27 protein-coding genes are annotated in these 25894 nt (G+C 52.1%); 12 read left to right on the top strand and 15 right to left on the bottom strand.

What is annotated here, in order from left to right:
- Positions 1-8 precede the first annotated feature (8 nt).
- From thrC to alaC, 3 genes are read right to left on the bottom strand one after another with little or no spacing between them, the layout of a single operon-like run.
- Positions 9-1439 carry a threonine synthase gene (gene thrC / locus L3K52_15440; protein ID UOG91571.1) on the bottom strand — a complete coding sequence of 477 codons (1431 nt, stop codon included), beginning with the start codon at positions 1437-1439 and terminating at the stop codon, positions 9-11.
- A 4-nt stretch (positions 1440-1443) separates the two neighbouring features.
- Positions 1444-2754, bottom strand: a complete 1311-nt coding sequence (locus L3K52_15445; GenBank protein UOG91572.1) for a homoserine dehydrogenase — start codon at positions 2752-2754, stop codon at positions 1444-1446.
- 2 nt (positions 2755-2756) lie between these two features.
- Positions 2757-3950 (bottom strand): alanine transaminase, encoded by a 1194-nt coding sequence (gene alaC / locus L3K52_15450; GenBank protein ID UOG91573.1) that lies wholly within the window; start codon positions 3948-3950, stop codon positions 2757-2759.
- Between the two features lie 111 nt (positions 3951-4061).
- On the opposite strand from alaC, the gene L3K52_15455 reads away from it, so the two are divergent.
- Positions 4062-4433 (top strand): Mth938-like domain-containing protein, encoded by a 372-nt coding sequence (locus L3K52_15455; GenBank protein ID UOG91574.1) that lies wholly within the window; start codon positions 4062-4064, stop codon positions 4431-4433.
- An 8-nt stretch (positions 4434-4441) separates the two neighbouring features.
- Here the strand turns inward: L3K52_15455 and rpoS are convergent, their stop codons facing one another.
- The 5 genes from rpoS to L3K52_15480 all read right to left on the bottom strand — a co-directional run bounded on the left by rpoS (position 4442) and on the right by L3K52_15480 (position 7453).
- Positions 4442-5461, bottom strand: a complete 1020-nt coding sequence (rpoS, locus tag L3K52_15460) for an RNA polymerase sigma factor RpoS (GenBank protein ID UOG91575.1) — start codon at positions 5459-5461, stop codon at positions 4442-4444.
- Positions 5462-5715: 254 nt separating this feature from the next.
- Entirely contained in the window at positions 5716-6195 is a 480-nt protein-coding gene (locus L3K52_15465; protein ID UOG91576.1) for a DUF3106 domain-containing protein, read from the bottom strand.
- Positions 6176-6409, bottom strand: coding sequence for a hypothetical protein (locus L3K52_15470; GenBank protein ID UOG91577.1), 234 nt, complete (start codon positions 6407-6409; stop codon positions 6176-6178). The genes L3K52_15465 and L3K52_15470 overlap by 20 nt, the downstream gene beginning before the upstream one ends.
- A gap of 31 nt (positions 6410-6440) precedes the next feature.
- Positions 6441-6857 carry a hypothetical protein gene (locus L3K52_15475; protein ID UOG91578.1) on the bottom strand — a complete coding sequence of 139 codons (417 nt, stop codon included), beginning with the start codon at positions 6855-6857 and terminating at the stop codon, positions 6441-6443.
- Positions 6854-7453 carry an RNA polymerase sigma factor gene (locus L3K52_15480; protein ID UOG91579.1) on the bottom strand — a complete coding sequence of 200 codons (600 nt, stop codon included), beginning with the start codon at positions 7451-7453 and terminating at the stop codon, positions 6854-6856. The genes L3K52_15475 and L3K52_15480 overlap by 4 nt, the downstream gene beginning before the upstream one ends.
- Positions 7454-7614: 161 nt before the next feature.
- Here L3K52_15480 and L3K52_15485 point away from each other — a divergent pair, with 161 nt between their 5' ends.
- Positions 7615-8481 (top strand): zinc metallopeptidase, encoded by an 867-nt coding sequence (locus tag L3K52_15485; protein ID UOG91580.1) that lies wholly within the window; start codon positions 7615-7617, stop codon positions 8479-8481.
- Here L3K52_15485 and L3K52_15490 read toward each other — a convergent pair.
- The gene (locus tag L3K52_15490) at positions 8478-9656 is read right to left on the bottom strand and encodes a pyridoxal phosphate-dependent aminotransferase (protein ID UOG91581.1); all 1179 of its coding nucleotides are present in this window, start codon (positions 9654-9656) and stop codon (positions 8478-8480) included. The two genes, L3K52_15485 and L3K52_15490, sit on opposite strands and share 4 nt — an antisense overlap.
- Positions 9657-10382: 726 nt before the next feature.
- On the opposite strand from L3K52_15490, the gene L3K52_15495 reads away from it, so the two are divergent.
- The 4 genes from L3K52_15495 to L3K52_15510 are packed head-to-tail and all read left to right on the top strand — an operon-like array spanning position 10383 to position 14794.
- Complete coding sequence (locus tag L3K52_15495; protein ID UOG91582.1) at positions 10383-11249, top strand: 5-bromo-4-chloroindolyl phosphate hydrolysis family protein; 867 nt, start codon at positions 10383-10385, stop codon at positions 11247-11249.
- 30 nt (positions 11250-11279) lie between these two features.
- On the top strand, positions 11280-12455 hold the full coding sequence (locus tag L3K52_15500; GenBank protein ID UOG91583.1) for a toxic anion resistance protein: 1176 nt from the start codon (positions 11280-11282) through the stop codon (positions 12453-12455).
- Positions 12456-12458: 3 nt separating this feature from the next.
- The gene (locus L3K52_15505) at positions 12459-13556 is read left to right on the top strand and encodes an SPFH domain-containing protein (protein UOG91584.1); all 1098 of its coding nucleotides are present in this window, start codon (positions 12459-12461) and stop codon (positions 13554-13556) included.
- A gap of 14 nt (positions 13557-13570) precedes the next feature.
- On the top strand, positions 13571-14794 hold the full coding sequence (locus L3K52_15510) for a primosomal protein N' (replication factor Y) - superfamily II helicase (GenBank protein ID UOG91585.1): 1224 nt from the start codon (positions 13571-13573) through the stop codon (positions 14792-14794).
- An 8-nt stretch (positions 14795-14802) separates the two neighbouring features.
- On the opposite strand, the gene L3K52_15515 is transcribed toward L3K52_15510, so the two are convergent.
- Positions 14803-15405: a hypothetical protein gene (locus L3K52_15515; protein UOG91586.1), complete on the bottom strand. Its 603-nt coding sequence runs from the start codon at positions 15403-15405 to the stop codon at positions 14803-14805.
- 181 nt (positions 15406-15586) lie between these two features.
- On the opposite strand from L3K52_15515, the gene L3K52_15520 reads away from it, so the two are divergent.
- The 6 genes from L3K52_15520 (at position 15587) to L3K52_15545 (ending at position 20265) form a co-directional block, all read left to right on the top strand.
- The gene (locus L3K52_15520; protein UOG91587.1) at positions 15587-15958 is read left to right on the top strand and encodes a TusE/DsrC/DsvC family sulfur relay protein; all 372 of its coding nucleotides are present in this window, start codon (positions 15587-15589) and stop codon (positions 15956-15958) included.
- Between the two features lie 130 nt (positions 15959-16088).
- On the top strand, positions 16089-16706 hold the full coding sequence (locus L3K52_15525; GenBank protein ID UOG91588.1) for a C40 family peptidase: 618 nt from the start codon (positions 16089-16091) through the stop codon (positions 16704-16706).
- A 129-nt stretch (positions 16707-16835) separates the two neighbouring features.
- A complete protein-coding gene (lysM, locus tag L3K52_15530; GenBank protein ID UOG91589.1) occupies positions 16836-17279 on the top strand; it encodes a peptidoglycan-binding protein LysM in 444 nt (147 codons plus the stop codon).
- Positions 17280-17297: 18 nt separating this feature from the next.
- Positions 17298-17768 carry a YidB family protein gene (locus tag L3K52_15535; protein UOG91590.1) on the top strand — a complete coding sequence of 157 codons (471 nt, stop codon included), beginning with the start codon at positions 17298-17300 and terminating at the stop codon, positions 17766-17768.
- A gap of 155 nt (positions 17769-17923) precedes the next feature.
- Positions 17924-18871 carry a MerR family transcriptional regulator gene (locus L3K52_15540; protein UOG91591.1) on the top strand — a complete coding sequence of 316 codons (948 nt, stop codon included), beginning with the start codon at positions 17924-17926 and terminating at the stop codon, positions 18869-18871.
- Positions 18868-20265 (top strand): DNA photolyase family protein, encoded by a 1398-nt coding sequence (locus L3K52_15545; GenBank protein UOG91592.1) that lies wholly within the window; start codon positions 18868-18870, stop codon positions 20263-20265. Before L3K52_15540 ends, L3K52_15545 begins: the two co-directional genes overlap by 4 nt.
- 48 nt (positions 20266-20313) lie before the next feature.
- Here L3K52_15545 and L3K52_15550 read toward each other — a convergent pair whose 3' ends face one another.
- Genes L3K52_15550 through cydB form a run of 5 tightly spaced genes read right to left on the bottom strand, consistent with a single transcriptional unit; the run spans position 20314 to position 25885 of the window.
- Positions 20314-21174, bottom strand: coding sequence for a D-hexose-6-phosphate mutarotase (locus tag L3K52_15550; GenBank protein UOG91593.1), 861 nt, complete (start codon positions 21172-21174; stop codon positions 20314-20316).
- A 50-nt stretch (positions 21175-21224) separates the two neighbouring features.
- Complete coding sequence (gene cydC / locus L3K52_15555) at positions 21225-22874, bottom strand: thiol reductant ABC exporter subunit CydC (protein UOG91594.1); 1650 nt, start codon at positions 22872-22874, stop codon at positions 21225-21227.
- A complete protein-coding gene (cydD, locus tag L3K52_15560) occupies positions 22871-24607 on the bottom strand; it encodes a thiol reductant ABC exporter subunit CydD (GenBank protein ID UOG91595.1) in 1737 nt (578 codons plus the stop codon). Before cydD ends, cydC begins: the two co-directional genes overlap by 4 nt.
- 3 nt (positions 24608-24610) lie before the next feature.
- Positions 24611-24721 (bottom strand): cytochrome bd-I oxidase subunit CydX, encoded by a 111-nt coding sequence (gene cydX / locus L3K52_15565; protein ID UOG91596.1) that lies wholly within the window; start codon positions 24719-24721, stop codon positions 24611-24613.
- A gap of 21 nt (positions 24722-24742) precedes the next feature.
- Positions 24743-25885, bottom strand: coding sequence for a cytochrome d ubiquinol oxidase subunit II (cydB, locus tag L3K52_15570; protein UOG94022.1), 1143 nt, complete (start codon positions 25883-25885; stop codon positions 24743-24745).
- Between the last annotated feature and the right edge of the window lie 9 nt (positions 25886-25894).

Below are 25894 nucleotides of genomic sequence, written 5' to 3' on the forward strand. Positions count from 1 at the left end.
TCAGCAGATTACGCCGTTTTCATCACAATAAACTGCTTGATCGCGTCAACATCCGCGTCCATCACCACAAAATGCTGCGGCAAGCTTTCCAAATCGTTCATACTCGCCGGACGCACAGGGTCACATCCCAACGCTTCTTGAATCGACTCTTCAAATTTCGCAGGCAACGCTGTTTCCAATACCAACATGGGAACACCGGCTTCACGCTGCTCCAACGCCACTTTCAAACCATCAGCGGTATGCGTGTCGATCATTACGCCATACGTTTCAAATGCATAGCGAATGGTATGCATCCGGTGCGTATGCGAACTTACCCCCGACTGGAAGCCAAACGCAGGCACTTGTGCAAACACACCATCCGCATTCAAATCAAACGCGCCGCCGTTATCCACTTCGTTCCACAAACCGCGTACTTTGTCGCCATCACGCCCGACCAAATCGAACACGAAACGCTCAAAATTCGACGCTTTGGAAATATCCATCGACGGGCTACTGGTGTGGTAGGTGTTCGCCGCCCCACGCGGACGGTACACGCCTGTGCGGAAAAACTCATCCAGCACATCGTTTTCATTGGTTGCCACAATCAAATGCTTGATCGGCAAACCCATCATCCGCGCCACATGCCCCGCGCACACATTCCCGAAATTCCCCGACGGCACCGCAAAGCTCACTTGCTGATCATTGGAATCCGTCGCCGCAAAGTAACCTTTGAAGTAGTACACAATCTGTGCCGCTACTCGCCCCCAGTTGATCGAATTAACCGCGCCAATTTTATTCGCCGCCTTGAATGCATGATCATTGGAAACGGCTTTCACAATATCCTGACAATCGTCAAACACGCCATTCACCGCGATATTGAAGATATTTTCATCTTGCAGGCTGAACATTTGCGCGGTCTGGAAACGGCTCATCTTGCCATGCGGCGACAGCATGAACACGTTCACCCCGTGTTTGCCGCGCATGGCATATTCCGCCGACGACCCGGTATCGCCAGAAGTCGCCCCCAGAATATTGATGCCCTGCCCCGCTTTTGCCAGCACGTATTCAAACAAATTACCGAGCAATTGCATCGCCATGTCTTTAAACGCAATCGTCGGGCCATTTGACAAGCACAGCAGGTGCAAATCCGGTTCGAGCGTGTGCAATGGCGTAATGTCTGCCGCATTTTCGCCGTCACGCACATTGCAATACACTTCAGCAGTGTAAGTTTTGTCAATAATCGCCTTCAAATCAGCCGCTGGAATGTCCGTCGCAAAGCGCGACAGCACCGCAAACGCCAGTTCGCGGTAATTCATGCCGCGCATCTGCGTCAAATCGTCAGCGCTGAAATGCGGGTAGGTTTCCGGCAAATACAAACCGCCATCAGGCGCAAGCCCGCCCAGCAGGATTTCACTGAAAGATTGCGCAGGCGCTTGCCCGCGAGTCGAAATGTATTTCATGTTATTAGCCCAAGGTCTCGACACGAATGCGCGTAACGCTGCTGCAAATGGTATCCAGTGCTTCAATCGCCGCAAGCGCCGCGTTCATATTGCCTTCGCGCACGCGCTGGGTCAGCATGATAATGTCGACTTTATCCACACCGCTGGTCGGCTCTTTCTGAATGAAAGCCTCAATGCTGATTTGACGATCACCGAGAATGCGCGTCACATCCGCCAAGACACCGGGGCGATCTAAGGCACACATGCGCAAATAAAAGGCCGTTTCCACTTCCTCAATCGGCAAAATGGCAGTATCCGCAAGCTGTGACGGTTGGAATGCCAAATGCGGCACGCGGTTTTCCGGGTCAGCCGTCAGCGCACGAGTAACATCCACCAAATCCGCAATCACGGCGGAAGCCGTTGGCTCTGCACCCGCACCTGCGCCGTAATACAAGGTCGCGCCAACCGCATCGCCTTTCACCAATACCGCATTCATCACACCATCGACATTGGCAATCAACCGCCGCTCAGGAATCAGCGTGGGGTGAACCCGTTGCTCAATGCCCGCCGCAGTACGCCGTGCAATGCCTAAATGTTTGATGCGATAGCCCAGCTCAGTCGCATAGGTTACATCTTCAGCACTGATTTTGGTAATGCCTTCGGTGTACGTTTGCTTAAATTGCAGCGGGATACCAAACGCAATCGACGACAAAATCGTCAACTTGTGACCGGCATCAATGCCTTCCACATCAAAGGTTGGGTCAGCTTCGGCGTAACCGAGTGCTTGCGCTTCCGCCAACACATCCGCAAATGCCCGACCTTTATCACGCATTTCGGTGAGAATGAAATTGCCCGTGCCGTTGATAATACCCGCCAGCCACTCAATGCGGTTAGCCGACAACCCTTCGCGGATCGCTTTAATGACCGGAATGCCGCCCGCCACCGCTGCTTCAAACGCGACCATCACGCCATTGGCTTGCGCTGCCGCAAAAATTTCATTGCCATGCAACGCAATCAACGCCTTGTTTGCGGTAACGACATGCTTGCCATTGTTAATCGCCTGCAACACCAAATCACGCGCCAGGGTATAACCGCCGATCAGTTCCACCACAATCTGGATGTCTGGGTCATTGACCACATCGAAGGCGTCCTGCGTTAGACGCACATTCCCCAAGCCCAATTCTTCCGCACGACTGAGGTCAAGATTGGCAGCATAATCAATCACAATGCCACGCCCAGCACGCCGCGCAATTTCTTCCGCGTTACGCTTCAACACGATGGCAGTACCGCCACCGACAGTCCCCAGCCCTAGCAGGCCAACCTTGACGGGATCCATGCTCACTCCTTTAAACCTTGATCTTTACGAAACATTTGTTTGATATTGCGAATCGCCTGACGGGTACGGTGTTCGTTTTCAATCAAGCTGAAACGCACGTGATCGTCACCGTATTCACCGAAACCAATCCCCGGCGATACCGCGACCTGCGCATCTTTTAACAGTTTTTTGGCGAATTCCAATGAACCCATGGCAGCGTAATGTTCAGGGATTTTTGCCCACAAAAACATGCTGGCTTTGGGGCGTTCAACTGCCCAACCCGCTGCATTTAAACCGTCGCACAACACATTACGGCGGCTTTCGTACATGGCGCTGATTTCCTTGACGCAATCTTGCGGGCCATCCAATGCGGCAATCGCAGCAATTTGAATCGGCGCGAACATACCGTAGTCCAAATACGATTTAATCCGCTCCAAGGCTTTCACCAGCACGGGATTACCGCACATAAAACCTACCCTCCAGCCCGGCATATTGTAGGTTTTGGACAGCGAATAGAATTCCACCGCAATGTCTTTCGCCCCCGGCACTTGCAGGATTGATGGCGCTTGATAGCCGTCAAAGCAAATTTCACCGTAAGCAATGTCGTGGATAACCCAGACATCGTGCTCTTTGGCAACTTTGATCACGCGCTCGAAAAAGTCGAGTTCCACGCACTGCCCGGTTGGGTTGCCGGGGAAGTTGATGATCAACATCTTGGGCTTAGGCCACGAGTTTTTGATCGCCGCTTCCAACTCGACAAAGAAATCCTTGCCTTCCACCAACGGTACATGGCGAATATCGGCATCGGCAATGATACTGCCATACGGGTGAATCGGGTAAGCAGGGTTCGGTACGAGTACAGTATCGCCACGGCTCAAGGTTGCCAGTGCCAAATGTGCCAAGCCTTCTTTTGAGCCAATGGTGACAATCGCTTCGGTTTCCGGGTCAATGTCCACGTCAAACTTGCGCTTGTACCAGTTGCTGATCGCTTTGCGCAGCCGGGGAATACCCCGCGACATGGAATAGCGGTGAGTATCGCCACGTTGCGCTGCTTCTACCAGTTTGTCTACAATGTGTTTAGGCGTCGGCTGATCGGGATTACCCATCCCGAAGTCAATAATGTCTTCGCCATTGGCGCGTGCTTCCCGTTTGAGCGCATCAGTTATCTTGAAAACGTAAATGGGAAGCCGGTTTATTCTTTGAAAATCGTCCTGCACGGTTCTTTGTCCTGGGAGAAAACAACCCATCACTGGGGCCATCGCTAAGCCAGTCACATTACAATTCACCATGCAGGCTGTCAATTACAGATAAAGGCTAAGGTAAGCTAAATGAAGTTCAGCGAAGAATTGAATAGCGCTCATTATCACATTACAGGCTACGGTGACACGTGGGTAGCCGTCAATCAGAATGCCCTGAGTAGCAGTTTTTTGATCGGCTCACAAACCTTGATCAGCGATTGGCAGCCCCAAGCCATCCAAGATTTGCAACCGGCGCATTTGGAGCCGTTGTTTGCAATGGGTGCCGAAGTTATTTTGATTGGTACCGGGCAAACCCAACAATTTCCATCCCCCGCAATCTGGAAAGCCTTGGTACAACACGGGGTAGGTTTTGAAATCATGACAACCGCCGCAGCCTGCCGCACTTACAACGTCTTATTGTCTGAAGCAAGGCGGGTGGTGGCAGCGTTTTTCTTAACGTAACAGGCGCATTAACCAATACCTAGCAAATTCTCGCCAGAAAAACCCTTGTTTTCAAGAATACGCCGTAAACGTTTCAGTGCATCCATCTGAATTTGGCGGACGCGTTCGCGTGTCAAACCCAAGGCTTCACCAACTTGCTCCAGCGTCGCACGCTCATGACCATGCAAACCGAAACGCCGCACAATGACTTCTTTCTGCTTGAATTCAAGCTGCGCTAACCACCCATCAACAGACTGCGTAACGTCTTCGTCTTCAAGCTTGCTGTCAGGCTCATCACAGGTTTCAGCGCTTACAAAGTCTACTAGCGGGCTATCACTGTCTTTACCAACCGTCACATCCAAAGACGTAATGCGCTCATTGAAATCGAGTAACTTGCGTAAAACTTCAATCGGCTTATCCAGTGCTTCTGCCACTTCTGGCAGCGAAGGCTCATACCCCAGCTTTTGGGTCATTTCACGCACTTTGCGCAAATAAGCATTCAGCTCTTTATTCACATGAATTGGCAGACGGATGGTGCGCGTTTGGTTCATTAACGCCCGTTCAATGTTTTGGCGAATCCACCAAGTGGCATACGTTGAGAAGCGGAAGCCGCGTTCAGGATCGAATTTTTCGACCGCATGAATCAAACCCAAATTGCCCTCTTCAATCAAATCCGGCAATGGCAACCCACGTCCCATGTAACGACGGGCAATTTTTACCACCAAGCGCAAATTGCAGGTAATCATTTTCTTGCGCCCAAACTCATCGCCGTCACGGGCAAGACGCCCATAGAGCACTTCTTCATCGGGGGTCAACAGTGGCGAAAACTCGATTTCCCGCAAATACATTTGAGTAGCGTCAACATCCATCGATGAGGCGATGGCAGTCACATTAGCGCTTTCAGTGAGACTTGACGCCTCTTCATCATCGCTATCGCTCAGGAGGCTTTCATCTTCAATATCATCCTCCAGCTCAATAACGTCGCTGGCTTCTGATGCAACAAAAGCAAGCGCTTCTTTGCTGTCAATGTGGGTCTGTGGTCGTGACATTCCTGAGACTCCTTTCATTTAAACCCCGATAGGACGAACACACTTCAAAATCATCATGTAAATACAGTAGCACAAATACCTGCCAGCGAGAATACCTTAACGCAAACTTAACGAAACACATAAGTCACTGTTTTTTATAAACCATATACCACAATAAATAAAAATGATCAAAACTTATCCTGAATTCAAGCTGAACGGTGCCGCAATAATTTAGGGCATTATTGCGTAATCAATTGACTGGCTAAACTGATCAATCATGTTCCATACTGCTGTTGCAAATCCTTCATGTAAGCTCTGCGTTCCGCGTCCGTCATACTGGGCCATTTCTCACGCAACTTTTTGCGCTCATTTTCCGGTAATTTTTTAACCCAAGCGTGCCACTGCTTGATTTTGGCTTTCTGTGCAGGTGACATCGCTTTGTAGCGTTTGAGTTGTTTGGCAATCTTTTTTTGTTGCGCCGTCGACAATGCCTGCCACTCACCAAAACGTTGCTTGATTCTGCTACGTTCTGTTGCAGGTTTAGCCGCCCAGCGCTTTAAATTGCTTTGCGTTTTATCTGATAACGAAGCCCACTCACTTTGGAACGCCTTCAATACCGACTTTTCGTTATCGCTTAAACTTTCCCACGTTACCGAACCCGCCATTGCGTTTCCACCTGCCAACAGTAGCGCCACTGTTGTCAGGAGCGCCATGAAAAAACCGACAAAACGGCGTTTATTGCTGCTGTTGGTCATCTGCTTGCTCCATCGTGTTCTCGGCTAAGAGGTATTCTTGATCATTACCCGCAAATTCGATGAAAGCTTCCGCTTTTTCCCACTCACTGCCGACTTCATCCCACCAAGTGAGCATGGTCGTAATTTCTTCGGCTGTTTCAGCAGCAGCAACCGAACCAACACTCATCAGCAGCACCAATGTGCTGCACATCCACAGGATTCCCTTCCTTTGCATTGTGTTCTCCTTAACGACTTAGTTAATGCGGTTAGCCGTATTCGGCCTCCAACCACTCATACATTTCCAGATTTTCCAGCAAGTCCATGTCCTCGCTGGCCATCAAGACTTCCATAACATTGACATCTGCATCCGTTTCGGCGGCGGCATCTGTGAAGTGATCACCAGCAGCAGCCGCTAAACTATCAGGAGGTATCGCCGTGTCGGGCAATACCCAAAGCGTTGCCGCCAATGTGACAGCCGTTGCAATCGCAAATCCCCGTGAAAACGCTGAAAGGCCGAAACCCTCCGCCCAATGGCGTTTCTGTTCGCGTTCCAACGCTTGTAAGCGTAAACGTGTCAATGTTGCCTGCGTCTGCCAATCCAAGCCCATGACAGCCTGATCCATCCCCTGTTTCACGGCACTGACTAATAGCTGCTCAGTAATTTCGTGTCTCATCTTGGTCATTGATAATCTCCCAGTTTTTCTCGCAAACTGTGGACAGCCCTTGAATAATGGGTTTTGACGCTCCCTTCGGAACATTTCATGATTTGCGCGGTTTCCGCAATGTCATAACCTTCCCACCCCCTTAACAACAATGCCTGTTGCTGACGCAGCGGCAATTGCCCGATCGCTATTTGCATCAACACGCTCATTTCATCCTGTAATAATTGACGTTCTGGCTCTAAAAATTGAGTTTGAGCAGTCTGCTCTTCTACATCAACATTCTCGTCGTCGTCTTTGCTTGAAAAAAACACCCGCCAGCGATTGCGTACTGTCTGCCGCCGGTGCCAATCATTGATTCTGCTGTGCAAAATCGTATGAAATAGCGCACCCCATTCACCGTGCGGATGCCCCGAATACTTTTGCACCAGTTTGAACAAAGCATCCTGCACAATATCCAGCGCCTCCTCTTCGTCTTGAGTCGCCAGACGCGCCACTACAAAGGCACGTCGACTTACTTCCCTGAGGAACTGATCCAAACGTGCCGCATTATTCAAACCGTCGTTTTCGTGCGAATCGCTCTCTAACCGCTCATTATGCGCGGTTATCAATGCCGCCATTCTCATCATATTCCTTTGAGTGCCCCTCGTTCCCCTGCTAACAGCCGGAGACTCCAGTAGATTAACGCCTTAGTCATTTATAAGTTGACAGATTCCGCTTAATTGGCTTTAGTTCTACGCAACGTGAAATAATTCCCGCAAATATTTTTATGGAGCACAACATGCGCTGGAAAACAGGACGACAAAGCAGCAACGTGGAAGACCGGCGCGGTGGTCGCAGCGGTGGCGGGGGCGGGATGAAAATTGGGTTGCTCGGCACTATTGCGGCTGTCTTAATTGGCTGGTACATGGGGTTTAACCCGATTCAAGTCCTCGGACTGGTCGGTGGAGCCAATACGATTTTAGGCGGTTTTGGCGGCGGCAGTTCCACCCAAACGGTGGCAACGGGTGTGCCACAAGATGATGCGGGCAAGTTTGCCTCCACGGTGCTTGCCTCCACTGAGGACGTGTGGAACCCAGTATTCCGTCAATTGGGTGGGCGCTACGTTGAGCCTAAATTGGTATTGTTCACCGACAGCACCGATTCCGTGTGCGGCTACTCCACGGCTGCCACTGGGCCGTTTTATTGCCCTGCCGACCAAAAAGTTTACATCGACTTAGGCTTCTTCCGCGAACTGCAAAACTTAGGTGCATCCGGCGATTTTGCACAAGCCTACGTCTTGGGGCATGAAATCGGGCATCACGTGCAAAACCTGATGGGCACAACCGACGAAGTAACCCGTTTGCAAAACAGCATGAGCAAAACCGACGGCAATGCACTCTCAGTAGCACTCGAACTACAGGCGGATTGTTATGCCGGTGTCTGGGCGCACCACGCCCACAAACAATTCAACATTCTGGAAGAAGGCGATATTGAAGAAGCCATCAATGCGGCTGGTTCTATTGGCGATGACCGCTTGCAACGCATGTCAGGGCGACGCATTAACCCCGACTCATTCACGCACGGCTCATCGACACAACGCATGGAATGGTTTCAACGCGGTCTAAAATCGGGCGATTTGAAATATTGTGACTCGTTCAAGAGTTAACAGTTCCCTCCCCGTAATACCCCTTCCAGAAGCTCCACCGCCTGCGCCAACCGTGCCACGGGCGTGGTGTAAGCGAAACGCACATGCGTTGTCGCCTGATGGCTGCCAAAATCAATCCCCGGCGTGAACACCACGCCGGTTTTATCCAGCAAATTCGCACACAAGCCTTGTGCATCATTCCCGAAACGTTCCGAACCCGCGTAGATGTAAAATGCCCCTTGCGGCTCGGTTCGCACCGAAAAACCCAGTTCTCGCAGTGCAGGCAATAAAAAATCCCGCCGTTGCTGCAATTCCTGCCGCTGCGCTTCCATGATTGCCAACGCTTCCGGGGTAAAGGCTGCCAGTGCCGCGTATTGTGCCGGGGTCGATGCGGCCAGAAAGATGTTTTGTGCCAAACGATCCAAGGTTGCTACCGCCCATTCGGGGGCAACCACCCAGCCTAAGCGCCAGCCAATCATGCCGAAATATTTGGAAAAGCTATTGATGACCCAAATATTGTCCGCGTCCACCGCCAGCGCCGTGGTATCGGGTACACCGTAAGTCAGCCCTTGATAAATTTCGTCGACAATCAATTCCCCACCGCGTTGCCGCACCGCGCGGTAAATATTCGCCAATTGCGGCACACTCAGCACAGTTCCGGTTGGATTCGCCGGGCTTGCCAACAGCACCGCACGGGTATTTTCATTCCAATGCGCCTGAATATGCGCACTGTTCAGTTGATAAGCAGTCTCTGCCCCCACCGGAATTGCCACCGGCTTGCCTTCAAACAAGCGCACGAAATGACGATTGCACGGGTAGCCGGGGTCGGTCATTAACACCTCATCCGCCGGATTCAACAATGCCCCCAACACCAATTGCAACGCGCCGGATGCACCGGGGGTCACGATAATTCGTTGTGGCGCAATCGTCACCCCAAAGCGACTGGCATAGTAAGCGGCAATCGCTTCACGCAAGGCTGGCAAACCGCAGGCGGGTGTGTATTTGGTCTGCCCGGATTGCAATGCCTGTATGCCTGCTGCCACAATGGGTGCCGGGGTTGGAAAGTCAGGTTCACCGACTTCCATGTGAATAATATCCTGACCCGCTGCTTCGCGTTGGCGGGCTTCTGCCAACAAAGCCATCACATGAAAGGGCTGGATTTCCTGCATTTTTGCCGCTGTTGTGCCGTGCTTCATTGCGATATGTTCACTCGTGCGCGAGGGTGAATAAAAATAAAAAATTAAAGGGCGTCGCCATCGAACCGGCTTTATTTTTACCGCATAAAAAATAAGCCAATAGTTCAGGTTAGATTCATGGATTCGCGCTTAGTATAAACCCAACTTCAGCAGGAATCGCGAACTTGGGGTTTGTGGTAACGATTTCGTCGTCAAAAGTATCTGAAATAAAAAATAAGCTTGTTCCGCCGTTCTGACACTCAATGGCATAAGAGATTCGGGATGACGGCACGCTGAAGTTACTTTCTCAACCCCCACCCTTACAACCGGCCATTTATTGGGGAGCTGGTTGAATGGTGAGGTTTGGGCACTGAATGCACGTTCGTAAACAGGGGGTTTACCTGCATTCATTACCGTAGCAGTTTGCCACGGCGTTCTTGAGTTACTTCCGCAAAAAGCGGGTCATCAAAGACCCGCTTTTTTTTCGTTCTGACACAGACATTACTGCTAATAATACAGCATTCATTCATAAATAAAATCTTTTTGTGCGCCCAATACCGGAATAGAATAGGTTATCCCTCGCCAGACACGCTACACTTAGCGACAGATTATAAAAAGGAGGACAGATGCCATGGCTTATGCTTTACGCAAAACGGTTGGTTTTATTCTTTTAGTGGTCACGGTTGGTGGCGTCAGCGTGCTATCCATATTTAACTTATTTCCACCGCTGTTCTAATGGGAGACAACATGACCACGACTGTCAAATCGGCTGCCAAACGTTATGAACCTGCCATTCACAATGTGCGCTATGGCATTAAAGGCATTCTGCTTTACTTACTCCCGCTGCCTACGCTGATTACTGCAATTGGCTCGTTAATGCGCGGTGACGTTATGTCCACCCTGGTAACGGGTGGGGTATTCGCCGCATTCATGGTAGGCGCAAATGTGGCTCGCCAAGGTTTTCGCGTGGAAGGTGAATACGAACGGCGCAAAATTGCCCGCGCACCTTCAACTCCGTTCAAAACGGTTGCCGCCATTATTATCAGCACGGCGACTGGTGTTTTGGACTGGTGGAGTTCCGATTATGCCATGAGCGGCATTCTGCCCGCAGTATTGATTGGCGCGGCAACTTTCCTTGGGTTTGCCTTGTATTACGGGTTAGACCCGCGTAAAGACAAAGCAGGCAATATTTCCATCGGCGTCACGATTGAAGAAGTCTTGGACGCACTCGATGCTGCCAATGTGAAAATCGACGCGATCGAGCAAGCACGTCGCCAAATTCCCAACCCCGAATTCAATGCCCGCCTGCAACGCATCACCAGCAAAGCCCGCGAAGTGCTCACCAGTATCGAAGATGACCCAACCCGCCTGTCACGCGCCCGCAAATTCCTCAAAGTCTATTTGGATGGCACACAACGTGTGACCGAAGGCTATGCACGCACGCATCAGGGAGAAAAGGCAGTTGCTCTGGAAACCAATTTCAGTCGCGTGCTGGATTCGATAGAACAGACCTTTGCCGAACAACAAGCAAAATTATTGGAAGACAACCATTTTGATCTGGACGTGCAAATCGAAGTCCTCGAAACTCAACTCAAACGCGAAGGCGTTCTCTAATTAAGCGATAAACTCAAGGAGAAGACCCCCATGAATGAAACTCAAACCACAACAGCGACCGTAACCCAAACCGCGCCTGCTATCGTTCCCGGCACTGAACTCGCTCCGCTGCCGGAAATGACCACCGAACTGGTCGCTTACGCCCAAGCCGATGATACCAATAAAAGTAAACTCGAAACGATCATCGCCGAAATCGACATGGACGACCGCAGCAGCATTATGTTCTTTGGTACTAAAACCCAAGAGCAAATGACAGCCATTTCAGAAAAAATGCTCAACGGCGTCAAAAACAAAGACATTGGCTCCGCTGGCAAATCCTTGACCAATATGGTTGTCGCCATCAAAGGTTTCGACATTGATTCCCTCAACCCCAATGACGAACCCAGTTGGTGGGAAAAACTCATTGGCAAAGCCAAACCCGTGGTCGCATTCCTCAATCAATACGAAGAAGTCCGCAAGCAAATCGACACCATTACCGACGAGATGGAAGGTCACAAAACCCAATTGCTGACGGATGTGGTTACACTCGACAAGCTTTACGAAGCCAACCTCGACTTTTTCCACAACCTCGAAGCCTATATCGCCGCCGGTGAAGAAAAGCTGCGTCGCCTCGAAACCAATGACATTCCTGCGCTGGTTGCCAAGGTCGAAGCCAATACCGCTGATATGATTCTGGCGCAAAACCTGCGTGACCTGCGCAGTTCGCGTGACGATCTGGAACGCCGGGTACACGATTTACGCCTGACCCGCCAAGTCGCGATGCAAAGTTTACCCAGCATCCGTTTGGTGCAAGAAAACGACAAAACCTTGATCAATAAAATCAATTCCACGCTGATCAACACCGTTCCTTTGTGGAAAAACCAATTAGCGCAAGCTGTCACCATTTTCCGCATGAGCGATGCCGCCGAAGTCGTCAAAAAAGCATCCGACCTCACCAATGAATTGCTGGAAAAGAATGCCGAAACCCTGCGCATGGGCAATGCCGAAACCCGCAAACAAATGGAACGCGGCGTGTTCGACATCCAATCGGTGAAAAAAGCCAACCAAAGCCTGATCGACACCATCAACGACTCACTGCGCATTGCCGACGAAGGCAAGGTCATGCGTGCCAAAGCCGAGGAAGAAATCAAGGTTATGGAAAGCGAACTGCGCCATGCGCTGACTTCCGCTAAAGCCAAGGCCGACAGCCCCCGCCAAGGAGTATAAATCATGGGATTATGGGACAAATTGATGGGTGAGTTTGTTGATGTCATCGAATGGACTGACAGCAGCAGCGACACCATGGTTTACCGTTTCGAGCGCCACGGCAACGAAATCAAATACGGCGCGAAACTCACCGTGCGTGAATCGCAAGTCGCGATTTTCGTCAACGAAGGTCAAGTAGCCGACGTACTCACCCCCGGCATGTACGTGTTGGAAACCCAAAATCTGCCGCTACTGTCCACCCTGCAACATTGGGATCACGGTTTCAGCAGCCCGTTTAAAGCCGAAGTCTATTTTTTCAACACTAAGCAATTCACCAATCTGAAATGGGGAACGCGCAACCCGGTGATGATTCGTGACAGCGAATTCGGCGGGGTACGCATCCGCGCCTTCGGTACGTATGGAATGCGCATTGACGATTCGCGCAAATTCATGCAAGAAATCATGGGGACAGATGGAAACTTCACCGTCGATGAAATCAGCGACCAGTTGCGCAATCTGATTGTGACACGCTTTAGCAGCATCGTTGCCAGCGCGAACATTCCGGTGCTGGATATGGCTGCCAATTACGAACAATTGGGGCAATTCGTCACCCAGAAAATTGTCCCGGAATTTGCCGCTTATGGTCTGAAGCTCACCAATATTCTGGTGGAAAATATTTCCCTGCCCACCGAAGTGGAAGAAGCGCTCGACAAACGTACCAGCATGGGCATGATCGGCAACCTCGACAAATACCTGCAATACCAAACCGCGCAAGGCATTGGTGAGGGCGGCTCCAACAGTGCGCTGGATATGGGCATGGGTTTTGCGGTTGCCAATAAAATGGCAGAAGTGCTGAACAAACCGGCAGCAGCAACGCCACCACCGTTACCGGATACCGGTTGGCACGTTGCGATCGGGCAGGAATCCAGTGGCCCGATTGGAATGCCACAATTGCAACAAATGGCGCAAAATGGGCAACTCACCGCCACAACGCTGGTGTGGCAAGCGGGCATGGCAAACTGGCAAACGGCGGGGGAAACGGCAGCATTGCGTGGTTTGTTTGCAGGGCAAGCAACCCCACCGCCGATTCCACCTTCTGCGCCCCCTCACAGCAGCGAATAACAGTGCAGGCTTAAATGGCGGATAATAACAACACCAAACAACAGCATTTTCCGTGCGAACAATGCGGCGCTGATCTGCTCTACCAACCGGGGACAGAAGCGCTCCAGTGTAACTATTGCGGGCATCAAAACCTGATCCGCCCTAACCAGCAAGAGATTCGTGAATACAGTTTCGAGCAGGCATTGCGGGCTATTCAACAGGGCAAATTGCGCCCGATGGATAATACTCAGGTCATTAAATGCCCCAATTGTGCCGCCACGTTTGAACTGAAGCCAAACACGCACGCGGGTGATTGCCCCTTTTGTGGCACGCCCGTGGTGACAGGGACGGAGCAAGCACGGTTGTTCCAACCCAAATCGTTGTTGCCGTTTTTAATCACCGAAAAAGATGCCCGTAGCGCATTTGATAAGTGGATTGGGGGCTTGTGGTTTGCGCCATCTGCGCTGAAAAACAAAGCCAAACGTGACGAAAAACTGCTGGGGATTTACATTCCGTACTGGACGTATGACAGCCATACCGACAGTTATTACCGGGGTGAGCGCGGCGTGATTTATTACGAGCGCCAAATGGTCACGGTAATGGTGAATGGGCAACCCCGTCAACAGGTGCAAAATGTACCGCGTGTGCGCTGGACACCCGTGAGTGGGCGGGTGCGCTTATTTTTTGACGATGTATTGGTCGGTGCTACCCATACCCTGCCCCGTGCGATTCTTGACCGTCTCGAACCGTGGGATTTGCCCAACCTCGTGCCTTACAACGAAAGTTACCTGAGCGGTTTCCAGAGTGAAATTTATCAGGTGGATTTGGACGAAGGTTTTGAGCAAGCCCGTGGCATTATGGATAGCCGCATTTACAATGCCATTACCAGCGACATTGGCGGTGATCAACAGCGCGTTCACAGCTTGGAAACACAACATTCAGCCACCACGTTTAAACACGTTCTGTTGCCGGTTTGGTCGGCCGCCTTCCGCTATAACGGTAAGACTTACCGCTTTGTCATCAACGGACGTAACGGCAAAACCCAAGGCGAACGCCCTTACAGTGTGGTGAAAATTGTATTCGCCGTGTTATTGGGGCTGACGGTGCTGGGCGGTCTGGCGTATGTCATGGAAAAAGCCGGAGTGTTTGAGCAAGCCTTGCAGCAAAGCGGGGATTATTACCAATACCAACAGTATCAAGCGCCCCGCCGCTTGCCTGACCCTTACCGTTACGACCCTTACCGTGCGCCGAGGTATTAGCGCCGGATTTATACACCGTACAATTGCTGCATCAAACGCAGTTGCTCCAATACCGCCCAAGGCGCATCCAAAAACAGCAGGGCATCACGGTGGGCGGTGTGTTGTTGCAAATGCTCGAATATGGCGCGTAAAGCTTGCGGCGATAACACTTCATTAGTGCGTATCAAGCCGATTTGCGCCTCGGCACCTTGTGGCATTGCCGCAAACCGCTCACCTTCTGGCAAAATATGCACGGCAAAACGCTCCAACCATGCTGCCGGTATCCAAGGGACTACCCCAGCATCTGCCACAATACCCAGCACTTGCGCCGCCAATTCTTGTTCAATCGCACGGCACACCGCCTCCCAATGCGCTGCTTGCAACAATTCTGGCGTTAATTCCACGTAGAAACCGAAATCTTGCCCGACTTCCACCGACCACGCCTTAGCTTGCTCTACGGGTGCTATCCACTCACGCGCCGGAATCAGTAAGCGACTGAATTCATTGACGTAATACGAAGCCTGCCAATCCACTGGCAAATCATCCGGGTAAAATACACTTGCCCAATTAGCAGGCGACCAGCCATAAGCTGCTAAGGTTAAGGTTGTGAAAGTGGGGGTAATAGCGCTCATGAACACTCGACCATGCAATAAAATAACAGTTACCCAGCATACCACGCGACTCAAGCGCAGACATAACTTGACTTATGCGCTCGGAAATACTACCTTTAGGATATAAGCAAGGTATCAAACCACACCACTAGAGATAGTCGGGTTTGTCATTACCACAGAAAACACTCAGGAGGATTGAGTTATGATGTTTAGCGATGTTTCTTTGGATGAGATGTTCCCACGCGCCCACGCGGTCATGCGAGCGCCGTTGCCTACCCTCAAAACCCATGACGTTTACCAACTAATCCGCACCAACGCCACCGAGCGCGGCATGACCTTGACCGCAGAACACATGGCAGTAATCAATTTCATCCTCGATTTTTACGAACACTGCGATGACTGCCAGAATGCGCGAATGCTGGCGGATATGCTGCAAGACGAATTCATGCCCCAAGGCGGGCGTAAATACTTGTATCAACTCTTCCCCGATGGCCCACTGAGCACCATCCACGACATTGCTGAATTACCCAAACTAGGCAATGAAACCGATAAAAGTTTCGGCACTAACTGGTAACGCCAAGTCACGACTGCTAAAAACCAACCCAATCGCCTGAAGTGATTGGGTTTTTTGTTTGTGTTCAGGATTGAACTTATAGAATGCCCTTACATTCTAAATGCATAACAAAAAAACAGGGCAGATCATAATGGGCAATATTAAAGCAGCACTGCTAATGGGTGCAGTCACTACTGTACTCGGCGGATGCGCACCAATGGGTTCATACCCGCAAACCGCGCAATACCCATATTGGAACCACACCGTTCCGGGTGTTTATCAAAATCAGGCCAGACCTTATTTCACCAGTTATAATCAACCCTCGATGTCGCAACCGGCATTTTCACAACAGTACCAACCGTTTTCGCAACAAGCCGAACCGTATGATGCCCCCGCCCGCCGCGCCTTATTAGCACAAGCGCATCAAGCTCTAGGCGTGCGCTACACATTTGGGGGTGAAACCCCTCGCGAAGGTTTTGATTGCAGCGGCCTGACCCAATACGTCTACAAAAATGCCCAAGGCATCACCCTACCGCGCACCGCTGCCGAACAAAGTGCCGCCAGTCGCACCCTTAGCTTTGAACAAATGCGCCCCGGCGACTTAATTTTCTTCCGCACCAGTGGCAGCAAAGTCAACCATGTGGGTGTTTATATTGGGCGCGGGGATTTCATTCATGCCGCATCCGGTGGCAGCAAGGTGAGTATCGACAACTTGAGTAAAACTTATTGGCAACAACGTTTGGTTAAATTTGGCGCTTTTCTCGCTTAAAAACCCTCCATCTGTGAACCTTTCAACAAGATTTGCCGACTGACCGTCAGGCCAGTTGTTAATTTTGGCTGAATAACGTCTATACTACGAATGGAGATTAATCCATACGTAAACCAAGGAGAAAATAAGATGGGACTGTTTGATTTCGCCCGTAACATTGGCAAGAAAATCTTCGGCAAGGAAGAGGAAGCACCTGCTGCGCTGACTCAACACATCAATGAAGACAACCCTGGCGTTGACGGCTTGCAAGTGGAAGTCAAAGACGGCGTGGCTACGTTGACAGGCCAAGCGCAATCGGCTGAAGCACTGGAAAAAGCCGTATTGATGGCAGGCAATGCCATGGGGATCGAATCCGTGAAAGCGGATGGCATGACCATTGCGGACGGCAGCCAAGTCGGTGGTGATGACGAATTTTACGTGATTGAAAAAGGCGACACTCTGTGGGAAATCGCTGAGAAAGCATACGGCAATGGTTCAAAATACACCCGTATCGTCGAAGTTAACCGTGAAGTCATTAAAGACGCGGATAAAATTTTCCCCGGTCAAAAAATTCGCATTCCGAAAAGTATTTAAATAAAGGTACAGGCACACATGGACATAATGCAAATTGCTACCCAAGTATTCAAAAGCCAATTGGATACTGACCGTGACGGTCAATTAGAGATCACTGAAATTGCCTCAGCCATGATGAATCTCATGGGCAATAGCGGCAATCAAGCACAAGCAGGCGGTTTGGGTGGCTTAGCCTCCATGATTTCCGGTATGCAAGGCGGCGGTGACTCTGGTTTGGCATCACTGGCGGCTTCATGGTTAGGCAACGGTCAAAACGCCCAACCTTCCGGTAGCCAATTGACCCAAATCTTTGGTCAAGACAAGATTGCGGCATTCGCTCAGCAACTGGGTATTAGCCCAGAGCAAGCGATGAAAGGTCTGCAAGCGGCTGTTCCAGAAGCTGTGGACAAAGCTTCCCCTAACGGTTCGTTAGACATGGGTAGCCTGCTGGATTCGGTCGGCGGCGTGTCTGGCGCTATTGGTCTGGCAAGCAAGATGTTCGGTCGCTAAAGCGAAATTAGAACACTTTCGTGTAAAAAGCCGCCCCTGAAAAGGCGGCTTTTTACTTTAAACCGTATTTTTCATGGGAATACTGTTTTGTCATTAACATCTCACCTATAGTTAAAAGATTACTGTACAAGGCTGCTACAAATCCTATGACTCTTGTGACTGATCACAATACTAGCGACATTACCGCCCTCTTCCCGATCGGCACAGTATCCGAACAGACAGGTGTAAATACTGTTACCTTGCGAGCTTGGGAACGCCGTTACGGTTTGCTTAAACCGCGTCGCACCCCGAAAGGCCATCGTCTTTACAGCCGTCAAGACGTCGATCGCGTTAAACAAGTGCTCGTATTATTGGAGCAGGGGATTCCAGTAGGGCGTGTCCGTGATGTGCTCGATAGCGGTGAAACCCCTCCGATGTTATTGCGCACGGCACAAGATGTCCAAACCGATGACCCCTGGCGACATTATGGTTCGCTGTTTCAACGCTGCATCCATAAATTAGACACGCGCGCGTTAGAACACACCTTCAATGAAGCTGTATCGCTGTATTCGTTGGAATTGGTCGCCAAAAAATTGATATTGCCCCTCTATCAACAATTGTGGCAACAGCAGGCAATGTTGCCGTCTACCCGCGCTGACTACGCTTTCCTGCACGAATTTTTGTGCGTGAAACTCGGCTCGCGTTATTTGCATTACAACAGCCGTGCCAATGGCAAACGCGTATTATTGGTCAACACCCAAACCCATGCGGTGCAATTGGAAACGCTGTTGCTGGCGAACATCATCAGTCAACACGGTTATCAAGTCAGCTTGCTTGGCACTGAAACCACCTTGGATCATCTACCGCTGATTATCGAACGGGCAGAATTCGATGCGCTACTGCTGCCTAGCACTGGCGTATCCAACAGCCTGCAAGCCTTGAGCATTATGACCCAAATCACCGTTTTTCTGAGCAATCGGGCAACATCAGAAACATTGCCAGACACCCCGCCATTGCGCAATATTCATTGGCTGCCTGAAGAATTAAGCGAAATTTGTTTAACCCTTGACAAAGTGCTGGCTAGAGAACCGACTCACGTTCTTGCGCCTGTTGCTACGGCATGAAAACAGCGCTTGTTTGGTTACGGCAAGACCTACGCTTAGCGGATAACCCCGCGCTTTATCATGCCTGCCGCACGTGTGAACACATTATTCCGATTTTTATTGATGACCCACTGCCGAGTTCCATCAGTCAATTAGGGGCGGCGAGTCGGGTATGGTTGCACCACAGTTTGCAGGCGCTCGATACGCACCTGCAAACGCTAGGCAATCACCTAATCTTACGCCAAGGCGCTGCCCTCCCCGTTTTACAGCAATTGATCGCCAACACCGGCGCAACCCATGTGTATTGGAATCGGGTGTATGACCCCGCCAGCCTTGCCCGCGACAAACACATTAAAGAAACCCTCAAGCAAACCTGCGAAGTCCACAGCTTTAATGCCAGCCTGCTGAATGAACCGTGGGAAGTCTTAAAAGCCGATGGCACGCCTTACAAAGTGTTCACCCCGTTTTGGAAAGCAATGCTGAAACACGGGATTCAACACCTGCCGCTGCCCATGCCGGAACGCATGATCGCGCCCGCTAACTGGCCGCACAGTTTGCCCGTGGATGCGTTGGGCTTACTGCCGACAATTCGCTGGGATGCCGCGATGATGACCCACTGGCAAGTGGGCGAAACGGCGGCGATGCAAAAATTGCTGGCATTCTTGCCACAAGGTACGGATTACAAGGAAGCACGCAATTTGCCCGCGCAAACCGGCACTGCCCGCCTTTCCCCGCATTTGCACTTCGGCGAAATCAGCCCACGTCAGGCGGTTTATCACACCGAACACTATTTGCAAACACACCCCGAAGCCGATAGCGGCCTACGCCATTTTTTACAGGAAATCGGCTGGCGCGAATTTTCTTACCACTTGCTGTATCACTTTCCGCACACGCAGGAACGGGCGTTGGATGCACGTTTCGATGTTTTCCCTTGGGCAGACGATTACGCCGCTGTGCTAAACCGTTGGCAACAGGGGCAAACCGGCTACCCAATCATTGATGCGGGGATGCGCGAATTGTGGCAAACCGGCTGGATGCACAATCGGGTACGTATGATTGTGGCATCGCTGCTCACCAAAAACTTGCTGGTGCCTTGGCAAGTGGGGGAACAATGGTTTCGGGATACCTTGGTAGATGCTGATTTAGCCAGCAATGTGTTCGGCTGGCAATGGACAGCGGGGTGTGGGGCTGATGCTGCGCCCTACTTCCGCATTTTCAACCCGATGTTGCAAAGCCAGAAATTTGACCCAGAAGGGGAATACATTCGCCGCTGGGTTCCAGAATTGCACGCACGGGATAATAAACAGGTGCATTTACCGCGTGAATTGGGCGATGGTTTGCGGGATTATCCCTTGCCTGTGGTGGATTTAAAAACCAGCCGCGAACGGACATTGACGCTGTTTAAGCGCATTTAACGTGACGATTGCCCACGCGGTGGTGCGCGGGCAACCTGAAATCAGGAATTACACGCCGTATTCTGCTGTCAACCGGAATTCCCCACCTGCCGCCACTTCCACCACATCATCTGCCGCGTTAGTCGTTTCCACGCATACGAAGCGGGTGTAATCGTCGTCCTGCAAATCCGCCATGCCCGCTGCGATTTTCGCCCACGGATTCCACACCACTGCCGTGTTATTGCCGCTGGAAGTAATGCGAATGGTGCGATTCAACGCGCCATCGACAATCGCCAGCTCCGCCGGAACGCCGAGGTAAACGCGGTCAACTTCGCTGTTAATGCTGATTGCACCGTCTTGCTGCTTGGTTGCGCCGTTGCCGTCTGCGGCTTTGTCGAGGTATTGCGTACCATCCAGCCCAGTCACGGTTGTTTGCGCAATGTCGCCCACCGCAAAATAAGTGTGCATCGCTTGGGTAATGTTGAACGCTGCATCGCCGGTATTGCGTGTCACCAATGCCAGTTGCAAGGTTTTGCCGAAGGTAATTTCCATCGCCAAACGGAACGCATGAGGCCAAATTGCCAAAGTTTCGGGGGACGATTCCACGCCCAAAATCACCGTGGTTGAGCCATCCGCATTTTCGCGGGTTTCCCATTCGCTCCACATGCGGTTGCGCATAAAACCGTGAGCGGGGCGGCTTTTGCCTTCGGGGTCTGCGCCAAACCAAGGCCAGCAAATCGGCACGCCGCCTTTGATCGCTTTGCCTTCAGCGTAATAGGCTTTGTCGCTGACGAACAGCACATCCGCCGCGCCTTTGGGGGTGAAGGACAAGACTTGCCCTGCGTAAACCGAAATCACGGCATCGGCATGGTCGTTGCTAACGTTGATCATCGGCAAGCCACCGTTGCCTGCTACACGAGTGATTGTCATGGTGCGTTCCTGTTTTCTGGTTAAAAATCGCCGCCATCATACCGCATCCTTCAAGACAGATGCAGTACCTGATCCATCGCTTCCAAACCGTGCGCACGATGCGTAATCAGCAACAGGCTTTGCCCATTACGCGCCACCTGCGTGAGAATATTCGCCATCACCTGTGTCGCGGTTTCTGGGTCTAAGCCTTCGGTAGGCTCATCGAGAATCAACAGCCGCGCCGGTTTCAGCAAGGCACGCGCAATCGCCACCCGTTTGGCTTGTCCGCCGGACAAACGCACGCCCGTTTCACCGACCCACGTTGCATACCCTTGCGGCTGTTGCGTAATGAAATCGTGAATCAACGCAGTGCCGCACACCGCTTCCAGCTCCGACTCGGTTGCATCACGCTTTGCCAGCAACAGGTTTTCGCGCAAGGTGGTGTTGAACAAATGCGTTTGCTGCGGCACAACCGCGATGTGCTGACGCAAGGCTTCGCCGCTGTAGTGGGCAAGCGGTTTTCCCGCCAACAACAATTCACCGCTGGTCGGGTCGCGGAAACGTAGCAGCAAACTGGTCAGGGTGCTTTTGCCCGCGCCCGTTACACCGACGATAGCGAGCTTGTGACCCTGCGGAAAATTCAGCGTCAAACCATCCAGCACCGCATCACCTTGCGGCTGGTAACGGAAACCCAGTTCCCGCAATGCAAAATCCAGACGTTCCGGCACAGCTTGCGGGTGCGCTGGTTCTGTCACCGCCGCTACCTGATCCGCAAGGCTGAAAATACGCCGCGCTGCCGCGAGAGTTTCCCCCAAGGACTGGAACGCCAGCGGCAAAGGCAACACCGCTTCAAAACTTGCCAGCGCGAACAATGCCAACATCGCCAATTCAGGCGGCGCTATCGCATGATCGCGCACCAGCGGAATCGCCAGCACCAACATGCCCCACATCGCCAAATTCGCACACAGCCCCAACGCGCCTTGCGCCACACCATTCAAACGGCTCAGGATTTGCTGTTGCGCCGCCAAGGTTTGCGACAACTGTTGAACGTGCGCGGCATGAGCATCCGCCGCGCCATACACCAGCAATTCGCCCATGCCCTGCAAATCATTCACCAAAGCCGAGCGCAATTGCGCCGCCGTTTCCACCGATTGCTGCCCTGCTTCATGCCCCAAACGATTCATCAACCACGGAATCAGCACCCCCGCCACCAACAACAAACTCAATTCCAGCAACGCCAGCAACGGGTGATAAAACAGCAACGCCACCACGAAGACCAACGTCGCCAACGCCGCCACCACCACTGGCACTAACAGGCGCAAGTACACATTATTCAGCGTATCAATATCAGCACGGATGCGGCTCAACACGTCGCCGCTGCGGTACTGTTCCAACACCGCCGGAGCTAGCGGCTCGATGCGCTCATAAAACCACACCCGCAATTCCGCCAACATCCGAAACGTGGCTTCGTGCGTCACCAAGCGTTCGCCGTAACGCCCCGCCGTGCGCACAATCGCCGCCAGCCGAATCAAGGCCGCAGGGGTGAAATAATTCATCGACACACCCGCGACACCCGCCATTGCCATCGCGGTAATGAACCAGCCCGACACCGCCATCAACCCCACATTTGCCAGCAACGTGATAAACGACAAACCCATGCCCAACGCCGCCCAGCCCCAATACGGCTTGAACAGACGCAATAATCGCAGTAAATCGTTCATGCTTCACCCCCGTAAGCCGCTTGCATCTGCCGGTAGAGCGGGGAATTTTCCAGCAATTCGGCGTGCGTCCCAATCGCGCTCACTTGCCCCTGATCCAGCACCACAATTCGGTCGGCGGCTTGCACAGTGCGCAAACGGTGCGCAATCATCACCAGCGTGCGCCCTTGCGCCAAACGTTCGACCCCGGCTTGCACCAAGGTTTCGCTGGCACGATCAAGGTTGGCGGTGGCTTCGTCGAGGATCACCAGCGGCGCATCCTTGAGGAACGCCCGCGCCAGTGCGATGCGTTGCACTTGCCCGCCAGAAAGCCCTTGCCCCGCTTCACCAATCAACGTGTCGTAACCGTGCGGCAATTTGACGATGAATTCGGCGGCGTAGGCTTGTTCAGCAGCGGCTTGCACTTGTGCCAGCGTCGCAGTGGGATTGCCGAGACGGATATTGTCGGCAACCGTGCCGGGGAACAGTTGCGGTTTTTGCGGCAGCCATGCCAGTTGCTTGCGCCATACTTCGGGGGAAATGGCGGTTAGCGGCGTATTGCCGATGAGGATTTGCCCGCTTTGGGGTTGCAGGAACCCCATTAACAGGTTGATTAAGGTGGTTTTGCCTGCGCCACTTGCGCCGACGATGGCTAGGGTTTCGTTGGGGTGGATGTCCAGCGAGAGGTTGCTTAGGGCGGTTCTAGCATCGGGGTAGGTGAAGGAAAGGTTTTGCAGAACAAGGGAATGAGTACGCAACTCCGGCACACACATTACCTCTCCTTTTTTCCTTCCCTTCTCTTCCAACACCTCCACCATCTTCTCCGCCGCCCCAATCGCCGCCATCCGCGCATGATACTGCGTCCCCATATTGCGCAGCGGCAGATAAAATTCGGGCGCAAGCAGCAGCACAAAGAAGCCGTACAGAAAATCCATTTCGCCCCAGAACAGGCGGAAGCCGATCAAGACCGCGACAATCGCAATGCTGACTGTGGCGAAAAATTCCAGTGCGAACGAGGACAGAAACGCGACCCGCAATACCGACATCGTGCTTTGGCGGTATTGGTCGGAAATTTGCGCGACCACTTGCGCTTCGCGGCGGCTGGCATTGAACAGTTTCAGGGTGGTTAAACCTTGAATCACGTCGAGAAAATGCGCACTCATTCGCGCCAATTGTTGCCATTGCTGCTGATTGCGCTTTTCCGTGCCTTTACCGATCAGGATCATGAACACCGGAATCAGCGGGGCTGTCACCAGCATTACCACCGCCGAGAGCCAATCATTGGCAAGCACAAACACCAGTATCGCCAGCGGCACGAGTGCCATCAGCGACATCGCAGGAATGTAGCGGGCATAATAGGCTTCGAGCGCCTCCACCCCATCGCTGAGGGTATTGAGCAAATCGCCGCTGCGCTCCCCCGTCAGCCATGCGGGGCCGAGTTGCTGCACTTGTTGGTAAAGTTGGGCGCGAATGGCGAGCTTGACCTGCACCGCAGCATGAAACGCGGCTTGTTCGGATGCCCACGCCAAGCCTGCCCGCAGCAGAAACAGTGCCAGCAAGCCCCACAGACTGGGCATTACATCCGCTAAAGCAGCTTCGGCAAATACTACGGCATTGACGACATTTGCCAGCAACCACGCCTGCGCAATCAGCAGCAAACCGGAGGTAAGACCAATCGCAACCGCCGCTTTCAGCCAGAAACCGGAGTGGGTTTTCCAGCCTTTGAGAGCGGCGGTAATTTCAGGGGCAGGTTTCACCCCTTACTTCTCATCATCCGTATCCAAGCCACCGTGAAACTCCAGCCACATCACGTTAATGATACCGAAGGAACACGCCAGCAATACGCCGAGCAACCAAGCAAAATACCACATGGTAAAATCTCCTTAATTTCATTAATAAACGGCGTGATCGTTATCACGAATGAATTTAACCGTAATCTTGCCCCACATCTGCTTATAGCACCAGACGGTGTAAAACAAAATAATCGGCACAAAAATCACCGCCGCCCAAAACATAATTGCCAACGTCAAATGACTGGAAGCCGAATCCCAAATCGTCAAACTGTGGTTCGGGTTCAAGCTGGAAGGCATCACGAACGGGAATAACGACACACCCGCCGTCATAATCACCCCAATCAAACACAGCGAGCTATGGATAAAGCTCAATACTGGGCGACCTTTCCCCCCCGCCAACAGCAACACACCTAAAGCCCCAACAAAGCCTGCCAACGGAGCAGCAATCGCCAATGGATACGTGCTGTAATTCGCTAACCACGCGCCTGCCATCGGCACGACCGTTTTCGCAATCGGGTTCGGCAAAGAATCATGCGGCGGTGCTTGCGTAATCGCATACCCATCAATTCCCGCCCACAACCAAATGCCCGCCAAGCCGAAGGTTACAATTACCCCCGCCGCTGTCCATTGCGCCGCTTTGCGTGAACGTTCGTACACCACGTCATCGGTACGCAGCATTAAATACGTCGCGCCCTGCATGGTGAACATCAGCAAACTCACCAAGCCGACCAATACCGCAAACGGATGGAACAACGTGAACAGCGAACCGTAAGTCGTGATCCGCAAAAATTCATCAAACGCAAACGGCACACCCAGCAACAAATTGCCAAATGCCACCCCAATCACCAACGGCGGCACAACGCCCGCAATCACCAAACCCCAGTCCCACGTATTGCGCCAGCGCGTATCCGCGATCTTAGAACGGTAATCAAACCCCACCGGGCGGAAAAACAGCGAAAACAGCGTCAACACCAATGCCCAATAAAACGACGAAAACGCCGCCCCAAACGTAATTGGCCAAGCCGCAAAAATCGCCCCTGCCGCCAAAATCAACCACACCTGATTGCCATCCCAGTGCGGTGCAATCGCATTAATCGCGACGCGGCGTTCCTCGTCATTACGCCCAACATAGCGCAACAACGCGCCCACGCCCATATCAAAGCCATCGGTCAAGGCAAAGCCAATAAACAGCACGCCGACCAACACCCACCAGATCAACTTAAACGTTTCGTAATCAAAAATCATGGCTTG

This window comes from Candidatus Thiothrix sulfatifontis (genome assembly GCA_022828425.1).
In the GTDB taxonomy this organism is placed as follows: Bacteria; Pseudomonadota; Gammaproteobacteria; order Thiotrichales; family Thiotrichaceae; genus Thiothrix; species Thiothrix sulfatifontis.